At 63.7% G+C, this 21028-nt stretch carries 22 protein-coding genes; 5 read left to right on the plus strand and 17 right to left on the minus strand.

Annotated elements, in window-relative coordinates; all coding sequences use genetic code 11:
• Nucleotides 1-260: 260 nt before the first annotated feature.
• Nucleotides 261-494 carry a hypothetical protein gene (locus ACWTU7_RS25565; protein ID WP_254027243.1) on the plus strand — a complete coding sequence of 78 codons (234 nt, stop codon included), beginning with the start codon at nucleotides 261-263 and terminating at the stop codon, nucleotides 492-494.
• Between the two features lie 232 nt (nucleotides 495-726).
• Here ACWTU7_RS25565 and ACWTU7_RS25570 read toward each other — a convergent pair whose 3' ends face one another.
• Nucleotides 727-1806: an aminopeptidase gene (locus ACWTU7_RS25570; protein WP_455840801.1), complete on the minus strand. Its 1080-nt coding sequence runs from the start codon at nucleotides 1804-1806 to the stop codon at nucleotides 727-729.
• A gap of 248 nt (nucleotides 1807-2054) precedes the next feature.
• Between ACWTU7_RS25570 and ACWTU7_RS25575 the strand changes: the two genes are divergently transcribed.
• Nucleotides 2055-2714, plus strand: a complete 660-nt coding sequence (locus ACWTU7_RS25575; protein WP_077380658.1) for a L,D-transpeptidase — start codon at nucleotides 2055-2057, stop codon at nucleotides 2712-2714.
• A gap of 10 nt (nucleotides 2715-2724) precedes the next feature.
• A complete protein-coding gene (locus tag ACWTU7_RS25580; protein WP_065010224.1) occupies nucleotides 2725-3237 on the plus strand; it encodes an OmpA family protein in 513 nt (170 codons plus the stop codon).
• 299 nt (nucleotides 3238-3536) lie between these two features.
• Here ACWTU7_RS25580 and ACWTU7_RS25585 read toward each other — a convergent pair whose 3' ends face one another.
• The 4 genes from ACWTU7_RS25585 to ACWTU7_RS25600 all read right to left on the minus strand — a co-directional run bounded on the left by ACWTU7_RS25585 (nucleotide 3537) and on the right by ACWTU7_RS25600 (nucleotide 8525).
• On the minus strand, nucleotides 3537-4928 hold the full coding sequence (locus ACWTU7_RS25585) for an alpha/beta fold hydrolase (RefSeq protein WP_455840802.1): 1392 nt from the start codon (nucleotides 4926-4928) through the stop codon (nucleotides 3537-3539).
• Between the two features lie 69 nt (nucleotides 4929-4997).
• Nucleotides 4998-5273, minus strand: a complete 276-nt coding sequence (locus ACWTU7_RS25590; protein ID WP_455840803.1) for a monooxygenase — start codon at nucleotides 5271-5273, stop codon at nucleotides 4998-5000.
• Between the two features lie 554 nt (nucleotides 5274-5827).
• On the minus strand, nucleotides 5828-7552 hold the full coding sequence (locus tag ACWTU7_RS25595) for a hypothetical protein (RefSeq protein ID WP_455840804.1): 1725 nt from the start codon (nucleotides 7550-7552) through the stop codon (nucleotides 5828-5830).
• 334 nt (nucleotides 7553-7886) lie between these two features.
• Nucleotides 7887-8525: a DNA-3-methyladenine glycosylase gene (locus ACWTU7_RS25600; RefSeq protein WP_455840805.1), complete on the minus strand. Its 639-nt coding sequence runs from the start codon at nucleotides 8523-8525 to the stop codon at nucleotides 7887-7889.
• Between the two features lie 156 nt (nucleotides 8526-8681).
• Here ACWTU7_RS25600 and ACWTU7_RS25605 point away from each other — a divergent pair, with 156 nt between their 5' ends.
• Nucleotides 8682-9830 (plus strand): amidohydrolase, encoded by a 1149-nt coding sequence (locus ACWTU7_RS25605; RefSeq protein ID WP_455840806.1) that lies wholly within the window; start codon nucleotides 8682-8684, stop codon nucleotides 9828-9830.
• A 39-nt stretch (nucleotides 9831-9869) separates the two neighbouring features.
• Here the strand turns inward: ACWTU7_RS25605 and ACWTU7_RS25610 are convergent, their stop codons facing one another.
• The 12 genes from ACWTU7_RS25610 to ACWTU7_RS25665 form a co-directional block, all read right to left on the minus strand.
• Nucleotides 9870-11369 carry a helicase HerA domain-containing protein gene (locus tag ACWTU7_RS25610; protein ID WP_455840807.1) on the minus strand — a complete coding sequence of 500 codons (1500 nt, stop codon included), beginning with the start codon at nucleotides 11367-11369 and terminating at the stop codon, nucleotides 9870-9872.
• Between the two features lie 105 nt (nucleotides 11370-11474).
• Complete coding sequence (gene arsK / locus ACWTU7_RS25615) at nucleotides 11475-12707, minus strand: arsenite efflux MFS transporter ArsK (protein WP_455840808.1); 1233 nt, start codon at nucleotides 12705-12707, stop codon at nucleotides 11475-11477.
• Complete coding sequence (locus tag ACWTU7_RS25620; protein WP_455840809.1) at nucleotides 12704-14137, minus strand: NAD(P)-binding domain-containing protein; 1434 nt, start codon at nucleotides 14135-14137, stop codon at nucleotides 12704-12706. The genes arsK and ACWTU7_RS25620 overlap by 4 nt, the downstream gene beginning before the upstream one ends.
• Before the next feature lie 49 nt (nucleotides 14138-14186).
• The gene (locus ACWTU7_RS25625; RefSeq protein ID WP_095520145.1) at nucleotides 14187-14507 is read right to left on the minus strand and encodes an ArsR/SmtB family transcription factor; all 321 of its coding nucleotides are present in this window, start codon (nucleotides 14505-14507) and stop codon (nucleotides 14187-14189) included.
• A gap of 75 nt (nucleotides 14508-14582) precedes the next feature.
• A complete protein-coding gene (gene arsC, locus ACWTU7_RS25630; RefSeq protein WP_455840810.1) occupies nucleotides 14583-15002 on the minus strand; it encodes an arsenate reductase (glutaredoxin) in 420 nt (139 codons plus the stop codon).
• Nucleotides 14999-15688, minus strand: coding sequence for an aquaporin (locus ACWTU7_RS25635; RefSeq protein ID WP_455840811.1), 690 nt, complete (start codon nucleotides 15686-15688; stop codon nucleotides 14999-15001). Before ACWTU7_RS25635 ends, arsC begins: the two co-directional genes overlap by 4 nt.
• Before the next feature lies 1 nt (nucleotide 15689).
• On the minus strand, nucleotides 15690-16196 hold the full coding sequence (locus ACWTU7_RS25640) for an arsenate reductase ArsC (RefSeq protein ID WP_455840812.1): 507 nt from the start codon (nucleotides 16194-16196) through the stop codon (nucleotides 15690-15692).
• Between the two features lie 13 nt (nucleotides 16197-16209).
• Nucleotides 16210-16542, minus strand: coding sequence for an ArsR/SmtB family transcription factor (locus ACWTU7_RS25645; protein WP_455840813.1), 333 nt, complete (start codon nucleotides 16540-16542; stop codon nucleotides 16210-16212).
• 368 nt (nucleotides 16543-16910) lie between these two features.
• Entirely contained in the window at nucleotides 16911-17885 is a 975-nt protein-coding gene (locus ACWTU7_RS25650; RefSeq protein WP_455840814.1) for a TonB family protein, read from the minus strand.
• Nucleotides 17885-18343 carry a TonB system transport protein ExbD gene (gene exbD, locus ACWTU7_RS25655; RefSeq protein WP_455840815.1) on the minus strand — a complete coding sequence of 153 codons (459 nt, stop codon included), beginning with the start codon at nucleotides 18341-18343 and terminating at the stop codon, nucleotides 17885-17887. The genes ACWTU7_RS25650 and exbD overlap by 1 nt, the downstream gene beginning before the upstream one ends.
• A gap of 15 nt (nucleotides 18344-18358) precedes the next feature.
• Nucleotides 18359-19306, minus strand: a complete 948-nt coding sequence (exbB, locus tag ACWTU7_RS25660; protein WP_455840816.1) for a tonB-system energizer ExbB — start codon at nucleotides 19304-19306, stop codon at nucleotides 18359-18361.
• Nucleotides 19307-19334: 28 nt separating this feature from the next.
• Entirely contained in the window at nucleotides 19335-20126 is a 792-nt protein-coding gene (locus tag ACWTU7_RS25665) for an ATP-binding cassette domain-containing protein (protein ID WP_455840817.1), read from the minus strand.
• A gap of 233 nt (nucleotides 20127-20359) precedes the next feature.
• On the opposite strand from ACWTU7_RS25665, the gene ACWTU7_RS25670 reads away from it, so the two are divergent.
• A complete protein-coding gene (locus tag ACWTU7_RS25670; protein WP_455840818.1) occupies nucleotides 20360-20980 on the plus strand; it encodes a TonB-dependent receptor plug domain-containing protein in 621 nt (206 codons plus the stop codon).
• Nucleotides 20981-21028: the final 48 nt, after the last annotated feature.

Genomic DNA, 21028 nt, shown 5'->3' on the forward strand with positions numbered 1-21028 from the left:
GTTTCCGAAGAGCAATTTGAGGTGAACTTCCTCACGCCCCGCCCGCGTCGCGGCAGGCAAGCCCGGATACTCGAACGTGTGCGTCCAATCCTCCTCACTCGTTCGTGTCGACATGGCTTGCGTCTCCGACTCAGGCGGAACCCATGATTCACAACCGACCCCAAGGAACACTGTTGCCGCCCATCTGGCCGTCTTATCGGTATCGGCGAAGCCGCTGATCTGTGCTAAGCCGCAGCCCGAATAGCCAAAGGAGTACACCCGTGAGCGAGCCGACCGTGGCCGAGGCGACCGACAGCATCTATGCATCGCTCCGGGCGAACAATGCCGACATCGACGCACATATCGCGGCGCTCAAAGCAGCGCTGGCGCGAGAGGGGATAGAACAAGCGGTGTTCGATCCAACCAGGCTGGCGCAGAACAACCGTTCGGGCCGCAAGCTAATGCAGGCTTATTTTCGGCAGCGCGGCGTGAGCGTGAGGTTTTCGGCCTCGTAGGGGCGCACGCTGAGGCGCCACGGCCCGCCGGCAATCATTGTGGTCCAAGATCCCGCGGGGAGTTCAGGCAAGTCCGCTTTTGGCTTCTGTAGGCCGACATGCGGCTTCCGGCCCCGCCGACGTCAAAGTACCTGGGAAATCGGCCGACAAATGGTCAATTCAATCACCTGCGCCGGCTTGCCGAGCACATCAGCGACCGATTCGCCGCTTCTGGCCTTCGGATTTGACCGGATCAATCGCATGAATCTGCCGCCTTGAGCGCTTCGGCGCGGTCAGATTTGTCTAACGCTCCTATCCGTCGAACCGACGCGAAGAATCGTGGATAGTCGCCCGAACACAAATCGAACAAGCGGAGAAACGTCGCCACCCGATCGCCGTAGACGGAAGTCGCGGCGAGCTTCGCGTTGTTAATCGGAGAATCGAACCAGACATCGTATCCCCGGTATCCACGCCAGCGACTGTCGCGCATCTCTCGGTAGCGCATTCGCAGCCGTTCGATCGCGGCTATCTTTGCGGCCCGCTTCTGCTCAGAGGTAGCGCTGTCGTCATAGACGTGCCTTAGCTCGTCTCGGGTCTGCGACACCAGCGCAAGAAATTGAGCTCTGCGCCTCCGGTCGGCTTCGTAACGGCGCAAACCGGCAGTATCCCCATTCGCGCGCAGCCATTTTCTTACACCGGTTGTTTCGACAGCGGCAGCGAACGCTTCGTTGAACGCGGAATCGTCCTGTACGTAGACGCGCTGGTGGGCCAGCTCATGGAACACCAGCCCTGCAAGACCCGCTTCATCTTGGCTGAGCATGGTGCTTAGCAGCGGGTCACTTGACCAGCCGAGCGTGGAATATGCAGTGATGCCCGTCACATAGACGTCCAGGCCCTGTCTCTGAAGTTCGACAGCGGTTTCAATCGCCGACCTTTTGGAGAAGTATCCTCGGTACGGAACGCATCCGAACACCGGAAAGCACCATGTTCGTGGCGTCAGCGAGAATTCCGGCGCTGCGAAGATGGCCCATGTCACCGCGTCCCGACCAACGTCAACATAGCTGCGGTAGCTATTGTTGTCCGGCAGCGCTAGTTCATCTATCGCAAACTGTCGGATGGCGCTCGCCGATGCCATTCGAGCGCGCAATGTCCCAGGGGTCGAAGGATTGTCGATCAGCTCTCCGACATCCTGGCGCGCCGCCATGATCTCCACGTGACCCTTCAAGGATTGTGCGTAGTAGGAAATGCTGGTGCAACCTGCCACGCCGGACATCACGATCATCGCAGCAACCGAACGAAAAAAAGCATGCATCATGCCCACGGCATCGCTCACACGTCCGGATAGGGCAAATGTCGCAACTGCGTCCGGTCCCAAACAGTCGCGCCAATTTGGTTAAGATCCTGGATGGGGTTTAGGTTAGACGTTCGTCCTCGGCAAGATTGCCACAATTCGGTCACTCGCCGCCAAATTGCCGAATGTCCGGACATGGCGGACTGAAGCAACGCAGCATTTTCCACTTTGAGGCGAAGTAATTCTCAACTATGGTGCGCCAGGCTTTTGGCATGGGGGGGATATTGCCGATGGTTTTATCACGCAGGGGTGTCGTGCTCGGCGGCCTGGCGCTGGTCGCGGTGGGTGCAACCAGCAATATTGCTCAAGCCGCGGCGGCAAAATCGTTTTTCGCCGGTACCGCCAGCGACAACAATTTTGTCTATCGCAAGACCAACTTCGCCAAGATCGACAAGAGATGGCATCGCCAGATCGTCAAGTATTTCAGCAGCGAGCCGGTCGGCACCGTCGTGGTCGATACCCGTCACCACTTCCTCTACGTCATCATGGAAAACAAGACCGCCATCCGCTACGGCGTCGGCGTCGGCAAGGACGGCTTCAAATGGTACGGTCGCGCGACGATCGACCGCCGCGCGCTGTGGCCGCAATGGGTCCCGCCCCCCGAAATGCGTAAGCGCAAGCCGGACCTACCGCACATGGTCGCAGGCGGCGCGTCCAACAATCCGCTCGGGCCGCGCGCGCTCTATCTGCACCGCAACGGCGCCGACACCGGCTACCGCCTGCATGGCACGCTGGAGCCATGGAGCATCGGCACCGACGCTTCCAGCGGCTGCATCCGGATGTTCCCGGAAGACATCATCGACCTCTACCAGCGCTGCCCGATCGGCACCGCGGTGCAGGTCCTGCCGCACATCGCCGACCAGGCGCCCGCTTCCACCACTGTCGAATGATTGGCGCCTCATGAACCGCATGATTGAAAACACGCGCCGGCTGCTCGCCGCCGGCCTGCTGGTGCTGGCCGCATCCTGCTCGACCAGCAACACGCTGGCCCCTTCCACGCCCAACATCACCAACACCGAGGTTGCCGGCTTCCAGAACGTGCAGCCGGGCAGCGAGGAGGATTTTATACTCAATGTCGGCCGCCGCACCTATTTCACGCAAGGTTCGGCCGCGCTCGATTCTGTCGCCAAGGCCACCCTCGACACCCAGATCGCCTGGTTAGCAAAGCATCCGCGCTGGCTGCTCAAGCTGCAGGGTTTCGCCGACGATCCCGGCGCAAGTGAAACTGCGCTGTCGCAGCAGCGCGCCGATGCGGTGATGGACTACCTCGCCGCCGGCGGCATAGACCGCAATCGCATGTGGGCCAAGGGCTACGGCAAGGACAGGCTCGTCCGCGACTGCCCCGACACCGCCTGCAGGTCGCAGAACCGCCGCGTTGTGTCTAATTTGCGCGATGAGAGGGACGAGCCGTAGGGGGCTGCTGTTCTGCTTGTGACCCGAAGCAGAATCTCACACGCGACGGCGGCATTTGCGCCGCATGTCGGTCGTTGAGTAGACCCTAGCCGCATCCAAAAGCCGACATCCGAGTGAACAGGCGAGGCGGCACGTTTGGACACAAGCGGACGTTCGGCTGTAGCCACTCAACCCTTTCCAGCAGGGGTGTTTCAACGAAGCTGAAATGGGTGTCGCTTCGTCGCACTCGCCGCCGGCTTCATCACCGTCAAATCCGTCCACACCGCCTACCTCGCTCGAAGCAGAGAAGATTCGGGGCGTCACCTCGATAAGAATAGCCGTATCTCCTCGAATATCCGTTCGAAGGCAGGCTCGCCCTCCTGGACCAAATGGCTGCGCCCCTCCATCGCAACGAACCGTGCGTCCGGTATGCCGGCCGCCACCTCGCGCCCGCTCTCGAGCGGAGCGATGAGGTCGCCGCGGACGTGCATTACGAGGGTCCGTGCCTGCACCCGAGGCAGGAGATCGCGCACGTCGAGGTCACCTACCGTTTCGAAGTAGCGGACCGCGCACTCGGGCGAGGTCGTCCGCCGCTGAAGCTCGTTCCAGACGTCCGCCTGCTCCTTTGTGGCGTCGGGCATGAACTGCGAGGTGAACATTTGGCGGAAGACTGGCTCATCCGCACCCCAACCAAAACGCATCAGGGTTGCCATGGCGTCTCGCTTCGCCCTGCTCTCAGGCGAGCGTCTGCGAGCGCCAAGCGCGAACCCGCCATACAAGATGAGGTGCGACACCCGCTCGGGATAGCGCTCCGCGAAGGCAATCGAGACCGCACAGCCCTGCGAGACGCCGAGCAGGGCAAAGCGGTCGAGACCTGCGTCATCCACCACAGCCTTAAGATCGCTCACCCATGCGTCGAGGGAGACGTCCGGTACATCCCAATCCGAGAGGCCGTTGCCGCGAGCGTCGTAGCGGATCAGCGTGCTGCCTCTCGCCAGCCGCTCCAGAAAGGCGCGCCATACCGGGCTCTCCCAATCGTATTCGAGATGGTTGAGCCAATTGGCCGCCTTCACGATCGGCGGGCCCGTGCCGACCTTGGCCCAGGCGAGGCGCACGCCGTCGGGGGCACGGCAATATTCGATCTCCTGCTGCAGGGCGGCGCCTCGTATCGAGCGAGCCGCGGCCGGTTCTTCACGTTGGACGAGGTAGGTCCTAACCGGCCGAGCGATGTTCTTGACCGATCTTGAGCCTCGATCCTCAAAGCCGCAATTCAGCTTGCCCTCGACTTCGTCGTGCGCTTTGCCGGAGATCAGGATGCCGCCCGCTGGCGCGAGTGCTTCGAGGCGGGCAGCGACATTGACGCCCTCGCCGTAGATGTCGCCATCATCCTCGACGATGACGTCGCCGAGGTTGATGCCAATCCGAATTGCAACCGGGTTTGACGGGCAGTCCGGCCGGTCCGAGGATAGGTTGATGGCGCCCTGTATGGCGATGGCCGCGCGGAGGGCTTCGATTGGGCTCGCAAACTCGGCCAGGAAACCGTCGCCCGTGGTCTTCACCAGGCGCCCCTGGTGGTTGGCGATCTGGGGCGCGAGGATGGTGCGCTGAAGTGCCTTGATGCGTGCGAAGGTACCTTCCTCGTCGCGCTCCATCATGGACGAGAAGCCCACGACGTCGGCTGCCAGAATAGCTGCCAGCCGCCGGGTGGTCACTCGGAGACTCCTGAAGGGCCCCAACCGAAGCTCATTGACCCTCCTAAGGTCTCACGCCGACTTTTTCAGCTATCCGGCGTCCGCCAATGTGTGGGTGTATTCGTTGATCACCCTGCCTTCAGCGCTCTCGACCACCTGCGGCACGTGCCACTCGCTCTTGGTGGGCATCACGCCCCAGCGGCTGGTCACCCCCGCGATCCAGTCTGGGCTGTAGAATGCATCAGCGTCTGCCTTCGATTGCCAGAGATAGATGCCGACGATGGTCCGCCCGTCCTCCGAGTAGCCAAAGTATTTGCGCACAAGCCCCGGCACACTGAGATACATGTCGGCAACATCTGCAAACAACTTGTCCGCCATCGGTGTCGTAAGGCCCACTGGCGACGGATAGCTCCATAGGACGCAATGCATGGGAATGCCTCACGACGCTGAACCACCTACGGTGGCATTGCATTCGCACTGCGCCTACCATCGATCAGCATTGCGCGGCAAGCGTTTCTTGAGTTGGGGCGATCGTCTCCGCGCAGCCGGCAGATCCCGTCGGCCCGCTTAATGTCGCCTCGATCGAGCTAGACGCCGGTGAACATGTCCGGCTACGAGGGTTGTGGCGTGCTTGGATTGACCGTCACAGCTTCACCGTCACGCCAACGTACTAGCGGCCGCTCTGACTGCCCATTCCCGGACAGTCCCAGCAGTACGCTGATTGGCTTTTACCCAACCGCGTGGCAGGACCCCAGAGGGATAGCGACCGCTCATGGTGGAAAGCGGAATGGCAGCTATTGATCGACACTGAAACGATCCGGACATTCAGACCGCGCGACACCCCGAATGGGCCAGCCCATCATCCATCCTGTCGCCGGACGTAGCTCTGTCCCCGAAGATTCTTCTTCCCGTTTCGGCGATCAATCCCGGCGCGGATCGTAAGGCTTGGCGGCCCGTTGAGCGACGCGCTCGCGGTACCTCGCGTCGGTACCACCTCGGTTTTCCGGCTTGGTAAGCGTTTCGACAGGCTTCCCGAGGACGACCAGCAGCGTGTCCCATTCTTCCTGGCCGAGCGTCTTGTAGCGGTACTCCAGACCCGGCGAAGCCAGGAGCTGCTCGATCTCAGGCCGCGCGAAAGAGGCCGCAGGGCCAATGCGGCGAAAGCCGCTTCGCACGGCATCGGTAGCCGCGGTCAGGTCGCTGAAGCCATACTTGCCCGGATCGTAGACGGAGTACTCGCGCAGCAGCCGCAACAGGTCGGGCACGGCATCGACGCCGCGGTCGCCCTGGCGCTTGATCAGGCCGGTGGCAAAGCGGCTGACCGCCGGATCGGCGAGAATCTCGCGCTCTTCCGGCAGAGGATCGGCGTATGCACCTACAGGGAGGCCGGCCAGGGCATTGATCCAGTGGCGCGCCTCCTTCTTGTCGGTGGCCGCGAGGTAGCGGCGGGCGGCAAGCCGCCGCAGACCGGCGGAGTCGCCATCGACCTGTTTGATGATCGCCCACAGCCCGTCTGAGGATCGCACCCGCGGGTCCTCCAAGATGCGAACCAGCAGACGCCGGTCGCTCTCGCCGAGCGGCTGGTCGTTCGCGCGGAACGAGTCCATCCACTGATTGGCGAGCGCGAACGCGGGATCGCTCACCGGCTTACGCAAATCGTCGAGTGCTCTGGCAAGTTCCTCGCGCGTTCTCGTTTTCGCCGCTTCCATATCCACGCCGCGCGAAACGCTGGTGTGGTCGAGTAGCAACCGGTTGACCGGAACCTCGGCGTACATCCTTCCGTCACCGAGCCGCCGACGCGCCCAGCCGAACCGGAAGTTCTCGATCCCGCCCGAAGTCCCGATCAGCATCGGCGCCGCCGGGGCAAAGATCGACAGGATTGACTGCCGCAGCAGCACCTGTTCACCGGCGTCGGTGATGGTGAGCGCCTTGCGGTGGGGTGCGGTGGGTTTGAGCGACCAATCCACCCGTTCCGATCGGGGCTTGGCATCGGGCACGGCAGGGCCGTCCTCGATCGCGATGGTGAAGTCGGGTTCGAGGGCGTCGTCGCTTTGCAGCAGCGCCTTGCCCTCTGACATCGTCAGGTTCCATTCGGCTTCCAGCGCGCGCTGAGGGGCGAGCGGATCGGAGGCATCGTAGCGCCGCTCTTCCAGCAGGCCATGCCCGATGACGGTGCTTCGTTTGCCGGGCGTCGAGTCCGGCACGATGCGATAGGTATTGGAATGACCGCGAGGGGTCTGGATGCGGACCGAAGTGACGCCCGGGGTCTTGAGCAAGGCCGCGCACAGTGCATCGCAACGGCCCTCGAATGGGCGGGCGAGGAGAATGTCGCCCTTGAGTGCAATCGGTGCGCTCGCCTGAATGTCCGGCTCCTTCAGGCTGGCCAGCATGCCCCTCGCCCAGGTGAGGCCTGGCTGGGGGATGGTCCAGAACAGTGCCAGCGTCGCAGCGCCCGACATGACGTTCAGAGGAACCCCTGAAAGGAAACCTCCGAGCAGCAAGCGGAACAGCGCGAAGGCGACGCCATACATGAAAGCCGTTGGCATCGACGCGAGGATGATCCCCGGGATAATCAGGAAACTGCCGATGATGACCAGCCAGGGCATTGTCAGCGCCACGAACGCGCCGATGCCGGTGATGATCAAGTAAGTCTTCAACCACATGCACGGAACCTTACCGCGCAGGACTCAAAAAAATGATAAAGCTACTGTTCTCGGGTCGGTGCCGTCGTTCGGCATCCGCCCGTTGACGAATCTCGTTACGCTCACCTCAAAAAGCTGTCGATCGTCCGCCTTTGGGGCTCTGGCGCCTCCCACCAGATGACGACTCGAAGTCGCAAGAGGAACGTCAGCTTTCTAACGCATCGCGCCCGAACCGGAAGGACAGCAGACGGCCCGTTGCGGTTACCACATAAATCGCACTCGATTGTCCTCTTCTGGGCGCAAATCAGACTCCGATACTTTACCTGCAACTCTGCTATTACCGCTGCCCCTGGCTCAGCGATCTTGGGCCGCTGACAAACGCACTCCCCCTGACATAAAATCGCAATAGCCGATCCGCGTCCTTCGAAATGCCGATCCTAATGCTCTTCCCGATTTCGCCTGCTTTGTGGTCGTCTCGTGCCAGCCATAGCGGGCCTTCCCGGCAAAGATCGAGCCCGTCGAGCGAACGGTCGATTCGCAACGCGGCAGCCAGCCTACCCGGTCCTCGCGCCAGGTCGCGCAAGCGCTCGACGCCGCGATGGAACCGCATGACTCCGACGCCTTCGAGCGGCTCGAGCGCCCTGATCAGCACGCCGGTTCCGATCTCAGCCGTCTCGCTCGAAACATTCAGCATGTATGAGAGGCCATAGGCGAGATAGACGTAGGCGTGCCCGCGCTGGAGAAACAGCGAACGGTTGCGCGGGGTCATTCCCCGGTAACCATGCCCGGCGGCATCGCCGGCGACATAGGCCTCGGTCTCGACAATGCGGCCGCTGACGATGCCTTCCGGCAACGCCCGCACCACCAGCTTGCCGATGAGATAGTGGGCAAGAGCGGCCGTATCTTCAGGCAGCTCCGCGCGGGCGAGCGGCGGATGATCATGTCGGCCAGGCTTCACGGCATCCGCTCGACCCATTGTGCGCGAGAAGGCCCAGGCTCGAACGGATCGCCGAAATACTGGTTCTTACAACCCAAGGGCACTCTGAGCTCCCGGTCTTCCATTTCGAGACTCCTTGACCCTGGAGCAATGGCTGCTTTTGCTTAGAATGGAGCGCAAACGGAGTTGGAACACGTGACCCTTACCAATCGAGACATCGTCGAGCTTATAGCGTGGCGGCGCAAGCTGCACCAGAACCCCGAAATCTCGAATGAAGAGGAGAAGACCGCTAAAGAGGTCGTCGACTTCCTCGCCGATACGGGGCCGGACAAGGTGCTGACCGGATTGGGCGGGCATGGCGTGGCGGCGATCTACGAAAGCGGCAAGGCGGGGCCGACGGTGATGTTTCGCTCGGAACTCGATGCGCTGCCGATTTATGAACTTTCTGGCGTAGAACATGCATCACTCGTGCCGGGCAAGTCGCATATGTGCGGCCATGACGGACATACCGCGATCCTGGCGGCACTTGGCCGTCAGTTGGGGCGCGAAAAACCTGCCCGCGGTCGCGTCGTGCTGATGTTCCAGCCGGCGGAAGAAACCGGCAATGGTGCTGCCGGTGTCGTCGCCGATCCGCGCTTTGGCGAGATCGCCCCGGATTTCGCATTCTCGCTGCACAATCTGCCGGGCGTGCCGTTCGGCGAGGTGCGGCTCAAGACCGGAGTGGTGAACTGCGCTTCACGCGGCATGCGCATCGTGCTGGAGGGCAAGACCGCGCATTCGTCCATGCCCGAGACCGGCGTCTCGCCGATGATGGCAATCAGCCAGTTGATGCCGGCACTCCCGGCACTTGGCAGTGGAACTTTTGCCGACGACAACTTCAGCATGCTGACCGTCACCCATGCCGCGATGGGCGAAGCGGTGTTCGGCATCGCGCCCGGCCATGCAGAGGTCTGGGCGACGCTGCGCACCCGGCGCGACGAGCGCATGGCGAACCTGTGCGCCGCCGCTGAATCGCTGGTCACACAGATCGCTAGCCAGCATGGCCTTTCTGCCCGGTGGGACTATCAAGAGATATTTGTGGCCAGCGTCAATGCGCCGGACGCCGTAGAGCATCTGCGGCGAGCTCTCGATGAAGAAGGCGTCGTGCACGGAGAAGAAGCCCTGCCAATGCGTGCTTCGGAAGATTTCGGCTTGTTCGGCCACAGCGCCTCGTCGGCGATGTTCTTCCTGGGTGCGGGCGAGCGGCACCCTGCGTTGCACAATCCGGACTATGACTTTCCGGACGATTTGATCCCGATCGGGTCGAAAATATTCATGCGAGCGGCGCGCAATCTTCTGGGCTGACCTCATCTTCTGGCTGAGCCCGGGCGCCCCGTCCGCCCCTCACACAGCCAAACGCCCCTGCTCGGCCTCCGCCGCATTAGGGTCGCCCGGTGCGGTCGCCCAGGCCAGTTCGACGAGCGTCACCGTCCGCCGCCCAGTCCCGTCGAGTTGGCAGACGATGAGGCCCTGCTCCTCGATATAGGTCAGCAGACGCCGGGCACGGCGCAGTGAGTGTGAGCCATAGGCGCGGGCAATTGCTGCGTCGCTCGGGCAGGGCCAGCCCTCCTTCGCTGCGCGGGCGATCATCATGAACACACCTTGCATATCCTCGGGCAGCAGCGAGGCGCGCACCGAGACATCCTGCCAAGCGTCATCCCCCGCCATATCGGAGCCGAGGCCGGCGCGGGCGCGGGTCAGCATGCGGCGGAACTCGGGAAGGTCCGGCACGACCGAGGCGAGGCCCTCTATCCGGCAGCGAACCACGAACTCCTGATAAAGCACGCCGATAACACGGAAGCCCGCGTCGGGCTGCGCCAGCACGGCGCGCAGAACACGGTCCACCCGCTCACGCCGCTCCGCCAAATCCTCGGCGCTGATCGGCGGCTCCACCGGTTCAGGGCGGATTTCCAGCGCCGCCGACTTCGCCGCCATCAATTGATCGAGCAGGTCCGGCGACGACCGGCGCTGCGGCCGGACAGTTTCCGGCGGCGGGGCTGCCAGGATGATGGCGCGCGCGTCCTCAAGGGCTGCTTCCGGCAGCGGCATCAGCCGCGGCGTGCCATTGCGCGGGCTGGTATCCGTCGGGCCGATGCGCAGGCCCAGCGGACGGCGCGATAGCGCCGGGCCCAGCGCCATGAATTGCCCGCGCTCCAGGTCGCGGAAAGCCTCGGCCTGCCGCCGCTCCATGCCCAGCAAGTCGGCCGCGCGGGCCATATCAATGTCCAAAAAAGTTCGGCCCATGAGGAAATTGGAGGCCTCGGCGGCGACATTCTTGGCGAGCTTGGCCAACCGCTGGGTGGCGATGATCCCGGCAAGCCCGCGTTTGCGGCCACGGCACATCAGGTTGGTCATGGCGCCGAGCGAGAGTTTGCGCGCCTCGTCCGAAACCTCGCCGGCGACGGCCGGCGCGAAGAGCTGCGCCTCGTCCACCACCACCAGCATCGGGTACCAGTGGTCGCGGGCGACCTCGAACAGTCCGCCGAGGAAGGCAGCGGCGCGACGCATCTGGTTCTCGGCGTCGAGCCCTTCGAGATTGAGCACCGTGGAAACGCGATGGATGCGCGCCCGCTCGCCGGCGCTCTGCAGGCCGCGCTCGGTATGCTCCTCGGCATCGATTACAAGATGGCCGAAGCGCTCGCCCAGCGACACGAAGTCGCCTTCGGGGTCGATGATGGCCTGCTGCACCCAGGGGGCACTCTGCTCCAGCAGCCGGCGCAGCAGATGCGATTTGCCGGAGCCCGAATTGCCCTGCACCAAAAGGCGGGTCGCCAGCAGTTCCTCAAGATCCAGTGCCGCCGGGGCGCCTGCGGTCGTGTGGCCCATCTCGATCGCAACGGTCATGTCTCGACTCTCCTTGGGGAGAGGGCTTATCAACCGCATCACAGCCCGTCGAGCGCCCATAGCCGACCGCTCGCTGTTGCGCACAGCTGTACGCTGCACGCGACGTCAGTTCGCCGAGGTAAGCATCACGCGATCATGCGCGAGAGGCTGCCGCCTGATCAGCATGATTGCCGAGAAAGCCAGTATGCCGAGCATGCCGACCGCAGCGGTCAACCAGAGCGATGGTTGGACGCCGATGCCTGCCATCGCCATGGCAAGGGCAAAGGGCGCAAGCGCTGAAGAAAACTGACGCGCGGCCGTCACCCAGCCGAGCCGGGCGCCGTAGCGCTCCCGCCCGAACAGTTCCAGGGGCAGCGTGCCGCCGACGATGCTGGCGAGGCCCGAGCCCAATCCAAACAGGATGACGAAGGCGATGGCGCCGGGCAGCGATGGTGTCATCGCCAGCAGGACGACAAGGCCGAGCGGCAGCAATGTCGCGCCGATCACCGCGAGCCAGGTCTGTGCCAGCCGGCCGCCGAACAGCATGTTGATCAACCGGCTCGCCACCTGGGAGGGCCCGAAAAGCGTGGTTACGACGAGCCCGGCGGAGCCAAGCCCGAGCGCCGTCGTCAGCGGCACCATGTGAACGAGAATCGAGGACAGCACGAAACCCTCGATCGCGAAGCCGCCAAGCATGAGCAGAAACACTCTGCTGCGGTCGCGTGGCGTGAAGGCACGGCCTGCCGGCGCGACGGCCGCAGGTGTCGGTGAGGCGCTTTCGTCTGTCCGACGCGACAGCCGTGCCAGCCAGGCATGGATGGGCAGGCAGATGGCGACATTGATGCCGGCAAAGACCAAATAGACCTCGCGCCAGGTCAGGTGTTCGTGCAGCGCAGCCGTCAACGGCCAGAACAGGGTGGAGGCGAAGCCGGCGATCAGCGTCAGATGGGTGATGCTGCGCTGCGCCCTGGCTCCGCCGATCTGCACGATCGCGACGAAAGCGGCGCTGTAAAGCACGAAGGCGGACGCCAGCTCCATCGCCACCAGAGCCAGCACAAAGCTCACCCGGCCGGGTGCTAGCGCGCAAGCGACAAGCGCTGCTGCGGCAGCAAGCGAACCAAAGGTCATCACCCGGCCGGCGCCGAAACGATCGGCCCAGCGCCCGGCTGTCGGTGCAAACAGGCCACCCACCAGCAGCGACGCCGACAGGGCGCCGAAAACCCATTGTTCCGGCCAGGCGAATTCGAGCGCGATCGACGGCACCAGGATACTGAAGCTGTAATAGAGCGTGCCATAGCCGATGATCTGCGTCAGCCCCAACGCCCAGAGCGCGGCAGCCGGGATCTTCCGGTCGCTCATCGAGCGGCGATCTCGAGATCGCCGCTGCGCACTGCTGCGATCGCTTGCGTGCTGCCGCAGCCGCAGCCTGACTTGCCGCTCGCCTTCGCCTTGGCGTCGTCGACACAACAGGCATCGACAGCAGCTGGCGCCGGCCCGCCGCAGCAACCCTGGGACGACGCGCCTGAAAGTGACGCCGGCACAGTGCAGACGCCGGTCTCGGGCAACACCAGCTGCACGGCATCGGCCGCAGCCATGTCGCCGGCGAGCGCCGCGGCGACCGAGCGGACCTGCTCATAGCCGGTCAGCAGCAGGAACGTCGGCGCCCGGCCGTAGCTTTTGACGCCGACCGTGTAGAAATCGGGCTCGGGGTGGCTGAGCTCGCGATGACCATGCGGCGGGACATCGCCGCAGGAATGTTCATTGGGGTCGATGAGCGGCCCCAGCGCCTTGACGCCTTCGAGCCACGGATCAAGGTCCAGCCGAAGCTCGCGGGTCAAGGTGAGATCAGGGCGCTGACCGGTCGCGGCGATAATCCTGTCGACGGGGCCGAGCGTGCGCAATCCGTCTTTTGTCTGGCCTTCGACAACCAGGCGGCCGTCGACCTCGCGAATGGCAACCGTGGCAAAGCCCGTCACCAGCCGCACGCGGCCGCTCTCGGCGAGATGCCGGACATCCGAACCGAGTTCGCCCCGCGCCGGCAAGGCGTCGGCATCGCCGCCGCCGTAGATGCGGACAAGGTCGGTGCCGCGCGTCACCCAAAGTGCCGAGGTGCCCGGTTCGGTTTGCGCAAGCTCCGCCAATTCGAGCAAGGCATTGGCAGCGGAATGGCCGGCGCCCACGACCAATGTCGTGCGGCCTGCATAGAGAAGACGGTCCCGTCCGAGGACATCCGGTATGCCGTAGGCAATGCGGTTTCCAAATTCCTTCTCACCTTCGGCCGGCAGGCCGCCCGCACCGAGCGGGTTCGGCGTTTGCCAGGTGCCGGACGCATCGATGACGGCGCGGGCGCTGTCCCGGCGCGTGCCCTCGGCGGTTTCGACCAGAAGCAGGAACGGCCGCGTCTCCCGCGCCTTGCTCAAGACCTTGTCGGCTCCCCACCGGGAAATGGCGACAATGCGGGCATTGGTCTCGATCGACGGCGCCAGTTCGGAAAGCTTTGCCAGCGGCGCGAGATACTGGTCGACGATCTCGCCAGCCGTGGGGAACGCCTCCGGCTCCGGCATCTGCCAACCGTGGCTCTCGAGAAGTTTTCGGGCGACCGCATCGACACAATAGCGCCACGGCGTGAAAACCCGCACATGACCCCAATCCAGAAGGTTCGACCCGACCGCGGAACCAGCCTCGTAAACCTTGACCGAAAGGCCGCGGCTGACAAGTTGGGCGGCAGCCGCCAGGCCGACCGGTCCGCCGCCGATGATGGCGACCGGGAGATTGCTGTTGGGAACCATGATGCACCTTCTATGCTTCTAGGATTATAGAAATATAGGCCAAAAAGAGTTACGCAGCAGCCTCGCCGACAGCCGGGCCGCATACGGCATCGGCACAACATTCATCGGCAAGAAAGCCGAGGAGATCGTTCATGACAGGGTAATTGGCACGGCAGATCAGCGTCGTTGCCTGGCGTTCCTGGGTGACCAGGCCGGTCAGGATAAGCCGGTGGAGATGATGCGACAGCGTCGACGCAGCGATGCCGAGGGCTTCCTGCAGATAACCGACCGGTCGTCCGGTCTCGCCCGCCCTCACCAGCGTGCGATAAAGCTTCAGCCGCGTCGGATTGCCGAGCGCCTCGAGCTGTTTTGCCGCTTGTTCGAGTTTCATGGTAATACGCTAGCTCCCGCTGCCGGGTGTCGTCAAGTTCTATTTCCAAGATTATCGAAGAACTGGATTATACCTTCAGACGCGCCGCCCCGATGCATCGATCACCACTTCGCCGTCTTCCTTGGTGAACGGCCCGATATCCGGATTGGGCAGGATATCGAGAACGGCTTCCGACGGCCGAGCAAGCATGGTGCCGAGCGGCGTCACCACGATCGGCCGGTTGATCAGGATCGGATGCGCCAGCATGAAATCGACAATCTCGTGGTCGGTCCATTTGGGATCGCCGAGGTTGAGCTCGGCGTACGGCGTACCCTTCTCGCGCAGCAACTCGCGCGGCGTCATTCCCGTCGCCTTGATCAGCTCGACCAGCCGTTCGCGCGACGGCGGGTTCTTCAGATACTCGATCACATCAGGCTCTTCGCCGCACTGCCGGATGATGGCGAGCGTGTTGCGCGAGGTGCCGCAGTCGGGGTTATGGTAGATGGTGATGGTCATTTCGCGGCTCTCATCTGTCTGATTGGTTTGGGCTCGCTGAGCAGCCATCCTGCCAAGGCCATGGCAAGCAGCGCGCCCAGCAGCTCGGCGACGATGAACGCCGGCAGGTCAACAGGACGGATGCCCGCGAACGTGTTTGAAACCGCTCGCGCAATGGCGACCGCCGGATTGGCGAACGACGTCGATGCGGTGAACCAATAGGCCGCGGTGATGTAGAGGCCGACCAGCCAGGGAATCGCATCCGAACGGAAGCGAAGTCCCGCCAGAATGGTGAAGACCAGGCCGAAGGCGGCCACCAACTCCGCGAGCCATTGTCCGTTTCCGGTCCGCACGGTTTGCGAGATTTGTAGAATCGGCAGTTCGAACATGACGTGCGCCAGCAGCGTCCCGGCAACGCCCCCGACAAGCTGGGCGATGACATAGGCCAGTGCGGCGTTCGCTTCGATTTCCCGCCTGAGGGCGAAAACCAGCGTCACCGCCGGATTGAAATGCGCCCCGGAAATCGGTCCGAGTATGGTGATCAACACCACCAAAATCGCTCCAGTCGGCAAGGTGTTGCCGAGCAGGGAAACAGCGACGTCGCCCGTCAGCCTGTCGGCCATGATCCCGGACCCGACAACCGTCGCGACAAGCATTGCCGTGCCGAGCGCTTCCGCGACAATGCGACGGGACAGGTCAACCGCCATATTAGCCGGCCTTCGGTAGATCGCGGCCGATTTCATCCAGCCGTTTCTGCAGGGCGAGCCTGTCGATCGTGTTCATCGGCAGGCTGACGAAGATCGAGATCCGATTGTTGAGCATGCGATAGGCTTCGGCAAAGGCCAGATGTTTTTCGGCGTCGGTGCCTTCCACGGCGGCCGGGTCGGGCACGCCCCAGTGCGCCGTCATCGGCTGTCCCGGCCACACCGGGCAGGATTCATTGGCCGCATTGTCGCAGACGGTAAAAACGAAATTCATCTCGGGCGCGCCGGAAGCCGCGAATTCCTGCCAGTCCTTCGAACGGGCGAAGGACGTGTCGTGATTCAGGGTTTTCAAAAGCTGGAGCGCGTAGGAATGGACCTCTCCCTTCGGGTGCGATCCGGCCGAATAGGCCCTGAACTTGCCGGCGCCGACACGGTTCAAGATCGCTTCGGCGAGGATCGACCTCGCCGAATTGCCGGTGCAGAGAAAAAGCACGTTGTATGGCTCGCTCATGGCGTAGTCCCTTCTAACAGTTGCAGGTCACCGCCTGAATGACCGGCTGGCAGAGCTCCGGCGCGCCGCTGCAGCAATCCTCCATGAGATAGGCAAGGAGATTCCGAAAGCCGGTCATATCGGCGACGTAGCGGATTGTCCGGCCGTCGCGCTCGGCACGGACCAGGCCGGCATGGTCGAGGACCTTCAGATGCGCCGACATGGTGTTCTGCACCGTACCGAGGCGCAAGGCGATCTCGCCGGCCGGCACACCGTCTGCGCCCGCCCGGACCAGCAGGCGAAACACTTCGAGCCTGGTGTCCTGGCCAAGCGCTGCCAATGCGAGAAGAGCTGTCGTCTTGTCCATGTATCCACAAATCCGGAATTATGGATTCCTACGGCCACCGCATGACAATTTGATGACGACAAGGAGAGAGCGATCCAGCCGCTTCATCTCGTGTCGCAATCCCAACTCCCGTCAGTTGGAGCAGCAACGACGTCTATCAGATCGAGCATTTCGGCCTGGCCGAGATCGTCGACGAGGTCCTGCCCTATGGCTGCATCATGGCCGGCGACTGGGAAGCCAACGCGCCCTGGCGCAAGAAAAGGGACGCGCGCTCGCAAGAGAAGCGCCAGCCATAGTCGAAAATCGTCGCCGGATGCGGGCTGCAATGGTCTGCATCCGGCAAAGACAACTTCGAACAGGACAGGATCAAATGGTCTCGGTGTGTCGCCCTAATCCAGCTTGAATGTGAAAGGCGCCGCGACAGATGTGCCCGCTTTTTCCGGCGGCGGCGCCGGCACTTTGGCGCCCTGCAGCGCGCTGAGCGCCGCATGGTCGAGGTCCGGATCGCCGGAGGAACGAGTAAGCCGGGCGGATAGGACCCGGCCGGATGCGTCGACCGTAAAGGTCACCTTCGGAGTACCTTCCGCGCGCCGGGCTTTCGCTGCCCTCGGATAGCGCGTATGCCGCCTGATCCACGCATGCAATTGCGAGTTCCACTTGGACGAGCTCACACCTGATCTCGAAGCCGTTGCTTTGGCCGATTTCGGTGCGGCCGCCCTGGCTGCGGGTTTCGCAGCGAGACTGGCCGTCGTCCGCGGCGGTGCGGCTTTCTCCTTTTTCGGACGGTTTTTGGCCTTTTCGACCGACTTCTTCGCCTTCACCTCGGCCGGCTCTTTTACCTCGGTCTTTGCCTGCTTCTTTGTCTTGGCCTCGACGGGTGCCTCGACCGGTTTCGGCTGCGGCAGCGGGATGACCACTTGTGGCGTGACGGCCTCGGCAACGTCCGGCATGACCTCCTCGAGCGGCGGCTGGTCGACCCGCTCCGCCATGGTCGGCGGGGTGGGCTCGACTGTGTCGGCCGGAGCGGTTTCCGACGGCTCGGTGACCGGCTCTGCCTGCTCGACGGGCGATTCGGGCGGAGGCTCCGTTTCGGCTACGGGCTCCTCGGCCGGATCCGGCTGATCGGGCGCCACCTCGTCCGGTATCGGGGCCGGCATGGCTGGCGTGAACGCCATCGGCGACAACTCGATCACCTGCGCCTGCGGCGGCCCGCCATCGGGCTCGGCCGGGCGCCAGCTCTGCATCGCATAGCCGATCGCGGCATGCGCCACCAGAACCAGCGCAGCCGCGCCCGCCCACCAGGCAATCTCGCGCATGCCGAAACGCCGCTGATCGGCCATCGGCAGGGCGGCCGCCGGCGACATTATTGGCCCGTTCCGACTTGCGGCGCCGCGGCATCGCCGGGCGCGGTCTCGAGACCGACCAGCGCGATCTTCAGATAGCCGGCGCCCCGCAGAAGGTTCATCGCCTCCATCAGATCGCCATAGCCGACCGCCTTGTCGGCGCGCAGGAAGATGCGCGTCTGCCTGTCGCCTTTTGTCCTGCCGACGAGCGTGGCGGCGAAGGCTTCGCGCGGCACGGTGTCGTTGCCGATCGCCAGGCTGAGATCGTTTTTCAGCGTCAGGAACAGCGGCGTCTCCGGCCGGGGAGCCGGCGTCGCGGTCGAGCCCGGCAGGTCGACATTGACATCCACCGTCGCCAGCGGCGCCGCGACCATGAAGATGATCAGCAGGACCAGGATGACATCGATGAACGGCGTGACGTTGATCTCATGGTTTTCCTCGAGATCGCCGTCGATGTTCTCTCGAATTCTAGCTGCCATGGAGTCACTCCGTGTTCATTCCGCGGCCATCTGCTTTGCCGGCGCGACCGTGCGGAAATCCAGATCCCGGCTGACCAGCCGTTCGACCCCTGCCGACGCGTCGGCGAGGATCTGCCTGTAGCCGGCTATCGATCGCGCGAAGACGTTGTAGATGACCACCGCCGGGATCGCCGCGACAAGGCCCATCGCGGTGGCCAGCAAGGCTTCCGCGATTCCCGGGGCAACGACAGCGAGATTGGTGGTCTGTGCCTGCGAGATGCCGATGAAGGCGTTCATGATGCCCCAGACCGTGCCGAAAAGGCCGACGAAGGGCGCAGTCGAGCCGATCGTCGCCAGCACGCCGGTGCCGCGCGACATGCGCCGCGCCGCCGCCGCCTCGATGCGCGACAGGCGCGAGGTGACCCGCTCCTTCAATCCGTCGCCGGACACATGGTCGAGCGAGCCGGCCGAAAGCGCGGTCTCTTCCTCTGCCGCCCGCACCAGCAGGGCGCCGGGACCGCCATTGTGGCCAAGCGCGCGGCCGGCCTGGTTCAACGTCGCGGCATTGCCGATCGCTTGTGCCGCGCGGCGGGCGCGCAGCTTGCCGCCAAGGATTTCCAGCGATTTGGCCAGCCATATCGTCCAGGTGACCAAGGACGCAATGGCCAGCCCGATCATTACCGCCTTCACGACGATATCGGCCGCCATGAACATGCCCCATGGCGACAGATCATGCGGTAAGGTCAAAGACGTCGCCGTCGAAGGACCAGTCTCGATAGGCATGGTCTCGATAGGCGTGGTCTCGGTGGGCGTTGTCACGGTGGGCTGCATCGCCGGTGGCGCGGCCGCGCCTGGCGCAGCCTGCCCAGGCGCAGGAGCCGGCGCCTCGATCGCCGGGGCGGCCGGTTGCTCCTGGGCGGCAGTGCCGCCGGCCGACAGGATGACGGATGCGAGCAACGCCGCGAACAAACCATGTCTGGACAAGGGCTTCTTCCTTATTCTCACAGTGGCCTCATTGCACATAGCCGATCGGCTGGCCGGTGACGGGGTGCGCAAACACGCCCATCTCGACACCGAAAATACCTTTGAGCACGTCGCCCTGCATGATCTGGTCCGGCGTGCCGCGCGTCAGCAGCCTGCCGTCCTTCAGTGCGATCAATTCGTCGCAGTAGCGCGCCGCCATGTTGGGATCGTGCAGCACGACGACGACGCACAGGTCGCGTTTGCGGCTGAGGTCCCTGACCAGCCCCAGCACCTCGACCTGATGGGCGATGTCGAGCGCCGAGATCGGCTCGTCGAGCAGCATGACGCCGGCATTCTGCGCCAACAGCATGGCCAGCCATGCGCGCTGGCGCTCGCCGCCGGACAATTCGTCCACCAGCCGGTCGGTGAAATCCGCCATGTCGGTCAGGGCAAGCGCCTCGTCGACATGGCGCCTGTCCTCATGCCCGAAACGGCCGAGCGCGCCGTGCCAGGGGTAGCGGCCGAGCGTCGCCAGTTCGCGCACGGTCAGGCCGGTCGCCGCCGGCGTCATCTGCGGCAGATAGGCGAGCGCGCGGGCGAGTGCGCGCGCACCCCACTGCACCAGCGGCCGCTGCGCGAAGGTGATGCCGCCCGAGCTTGCCGGCTGCTGGCGAGCCAGGAGCTTGATCAGCGTCGACTTACCAGAGCCGTTGTGCCCGATCCGCCCGTAGACGCGCGAGCGTTGCAGTTCGAGTGTGACCGGCCCGAGCAGCGTCCGCTCGCCGACAGCGAACCGCACCGCCTCGACATGGAAGGCAGTCTGGGCATGAGTTCCTGCCACGGTCTCGGCCTCCCTCCAGCTTTGTGCGTGCATCTCGAAATCCGGCTTTCGGCAATCCCGGTTTTCGGCGCCGATGCCCGGTTGACTATGAAACATGAGTTTAATAGTCAACAATGATGATGGCTTTTTGAGTCAACAAAATGTCGTGACGCGCCGGATTTGCGTCGAAATTCGAAAATGTGGAGCGCGCCGAGATGGTCGTTGGTTCAGGTCGCGGGAGAACTCAAGATGAAGTGACTGCGCGCCGAAACCTGCTGATCGCGGCGATGTCGCTGCCTGTGCTGCTTGGCAGCGGCCACGCCGTCGCGCAGGAAGCGACCACCACTCTCGACCCGATCAACGTCCAGGAACGCGTCGAAAGCGCCTTTGGAACGGTCGATGGCTATGTCGCCACCCAGGGCTCCACCGCCACCAAGACCGACACACCGCTGATCGAGACGCCGCAATCGATATCGGTCATCACCAAAGACCAGATGGAAGCGCAGGCGGTGGACAGCCTGACTAGCGCGCTGCGTTATACGCCAGGTGCAAGCGGCAATCTCTACGGCACCGACAATCGTGGCCACGGCCTGCAGATGCGCGGCATTTCGAACTCCAGGGCGTCTTCTACAAGGACGGGCTGCAGCTCAAGGAGAGCAATTTCACGCTGTTCACGGCGCTCGATTCCTACGGCGCCGCACCTGGCCCGCATGCTCGGCTTCCAACGCGCCTTACCGCAGCTTTTCGCATCGGCGATGCTTGGCGGCATGATGCTTGTTTCGGCCGACTGGACCGGCCGAATGCTCATTTCCCATGGCAGATTCCGGCGGGTTTGCTGGCTGCTCTGGTCGGAGGGCCTTATTTCATGGTGCTGATGTGGAAAGGCAATGATCGGGGCCTTGGCACTGCCAAGCGCTTCGGGC

This window comes from Mesorhizobium sp. BHscii, assembly GCF_053848065.1.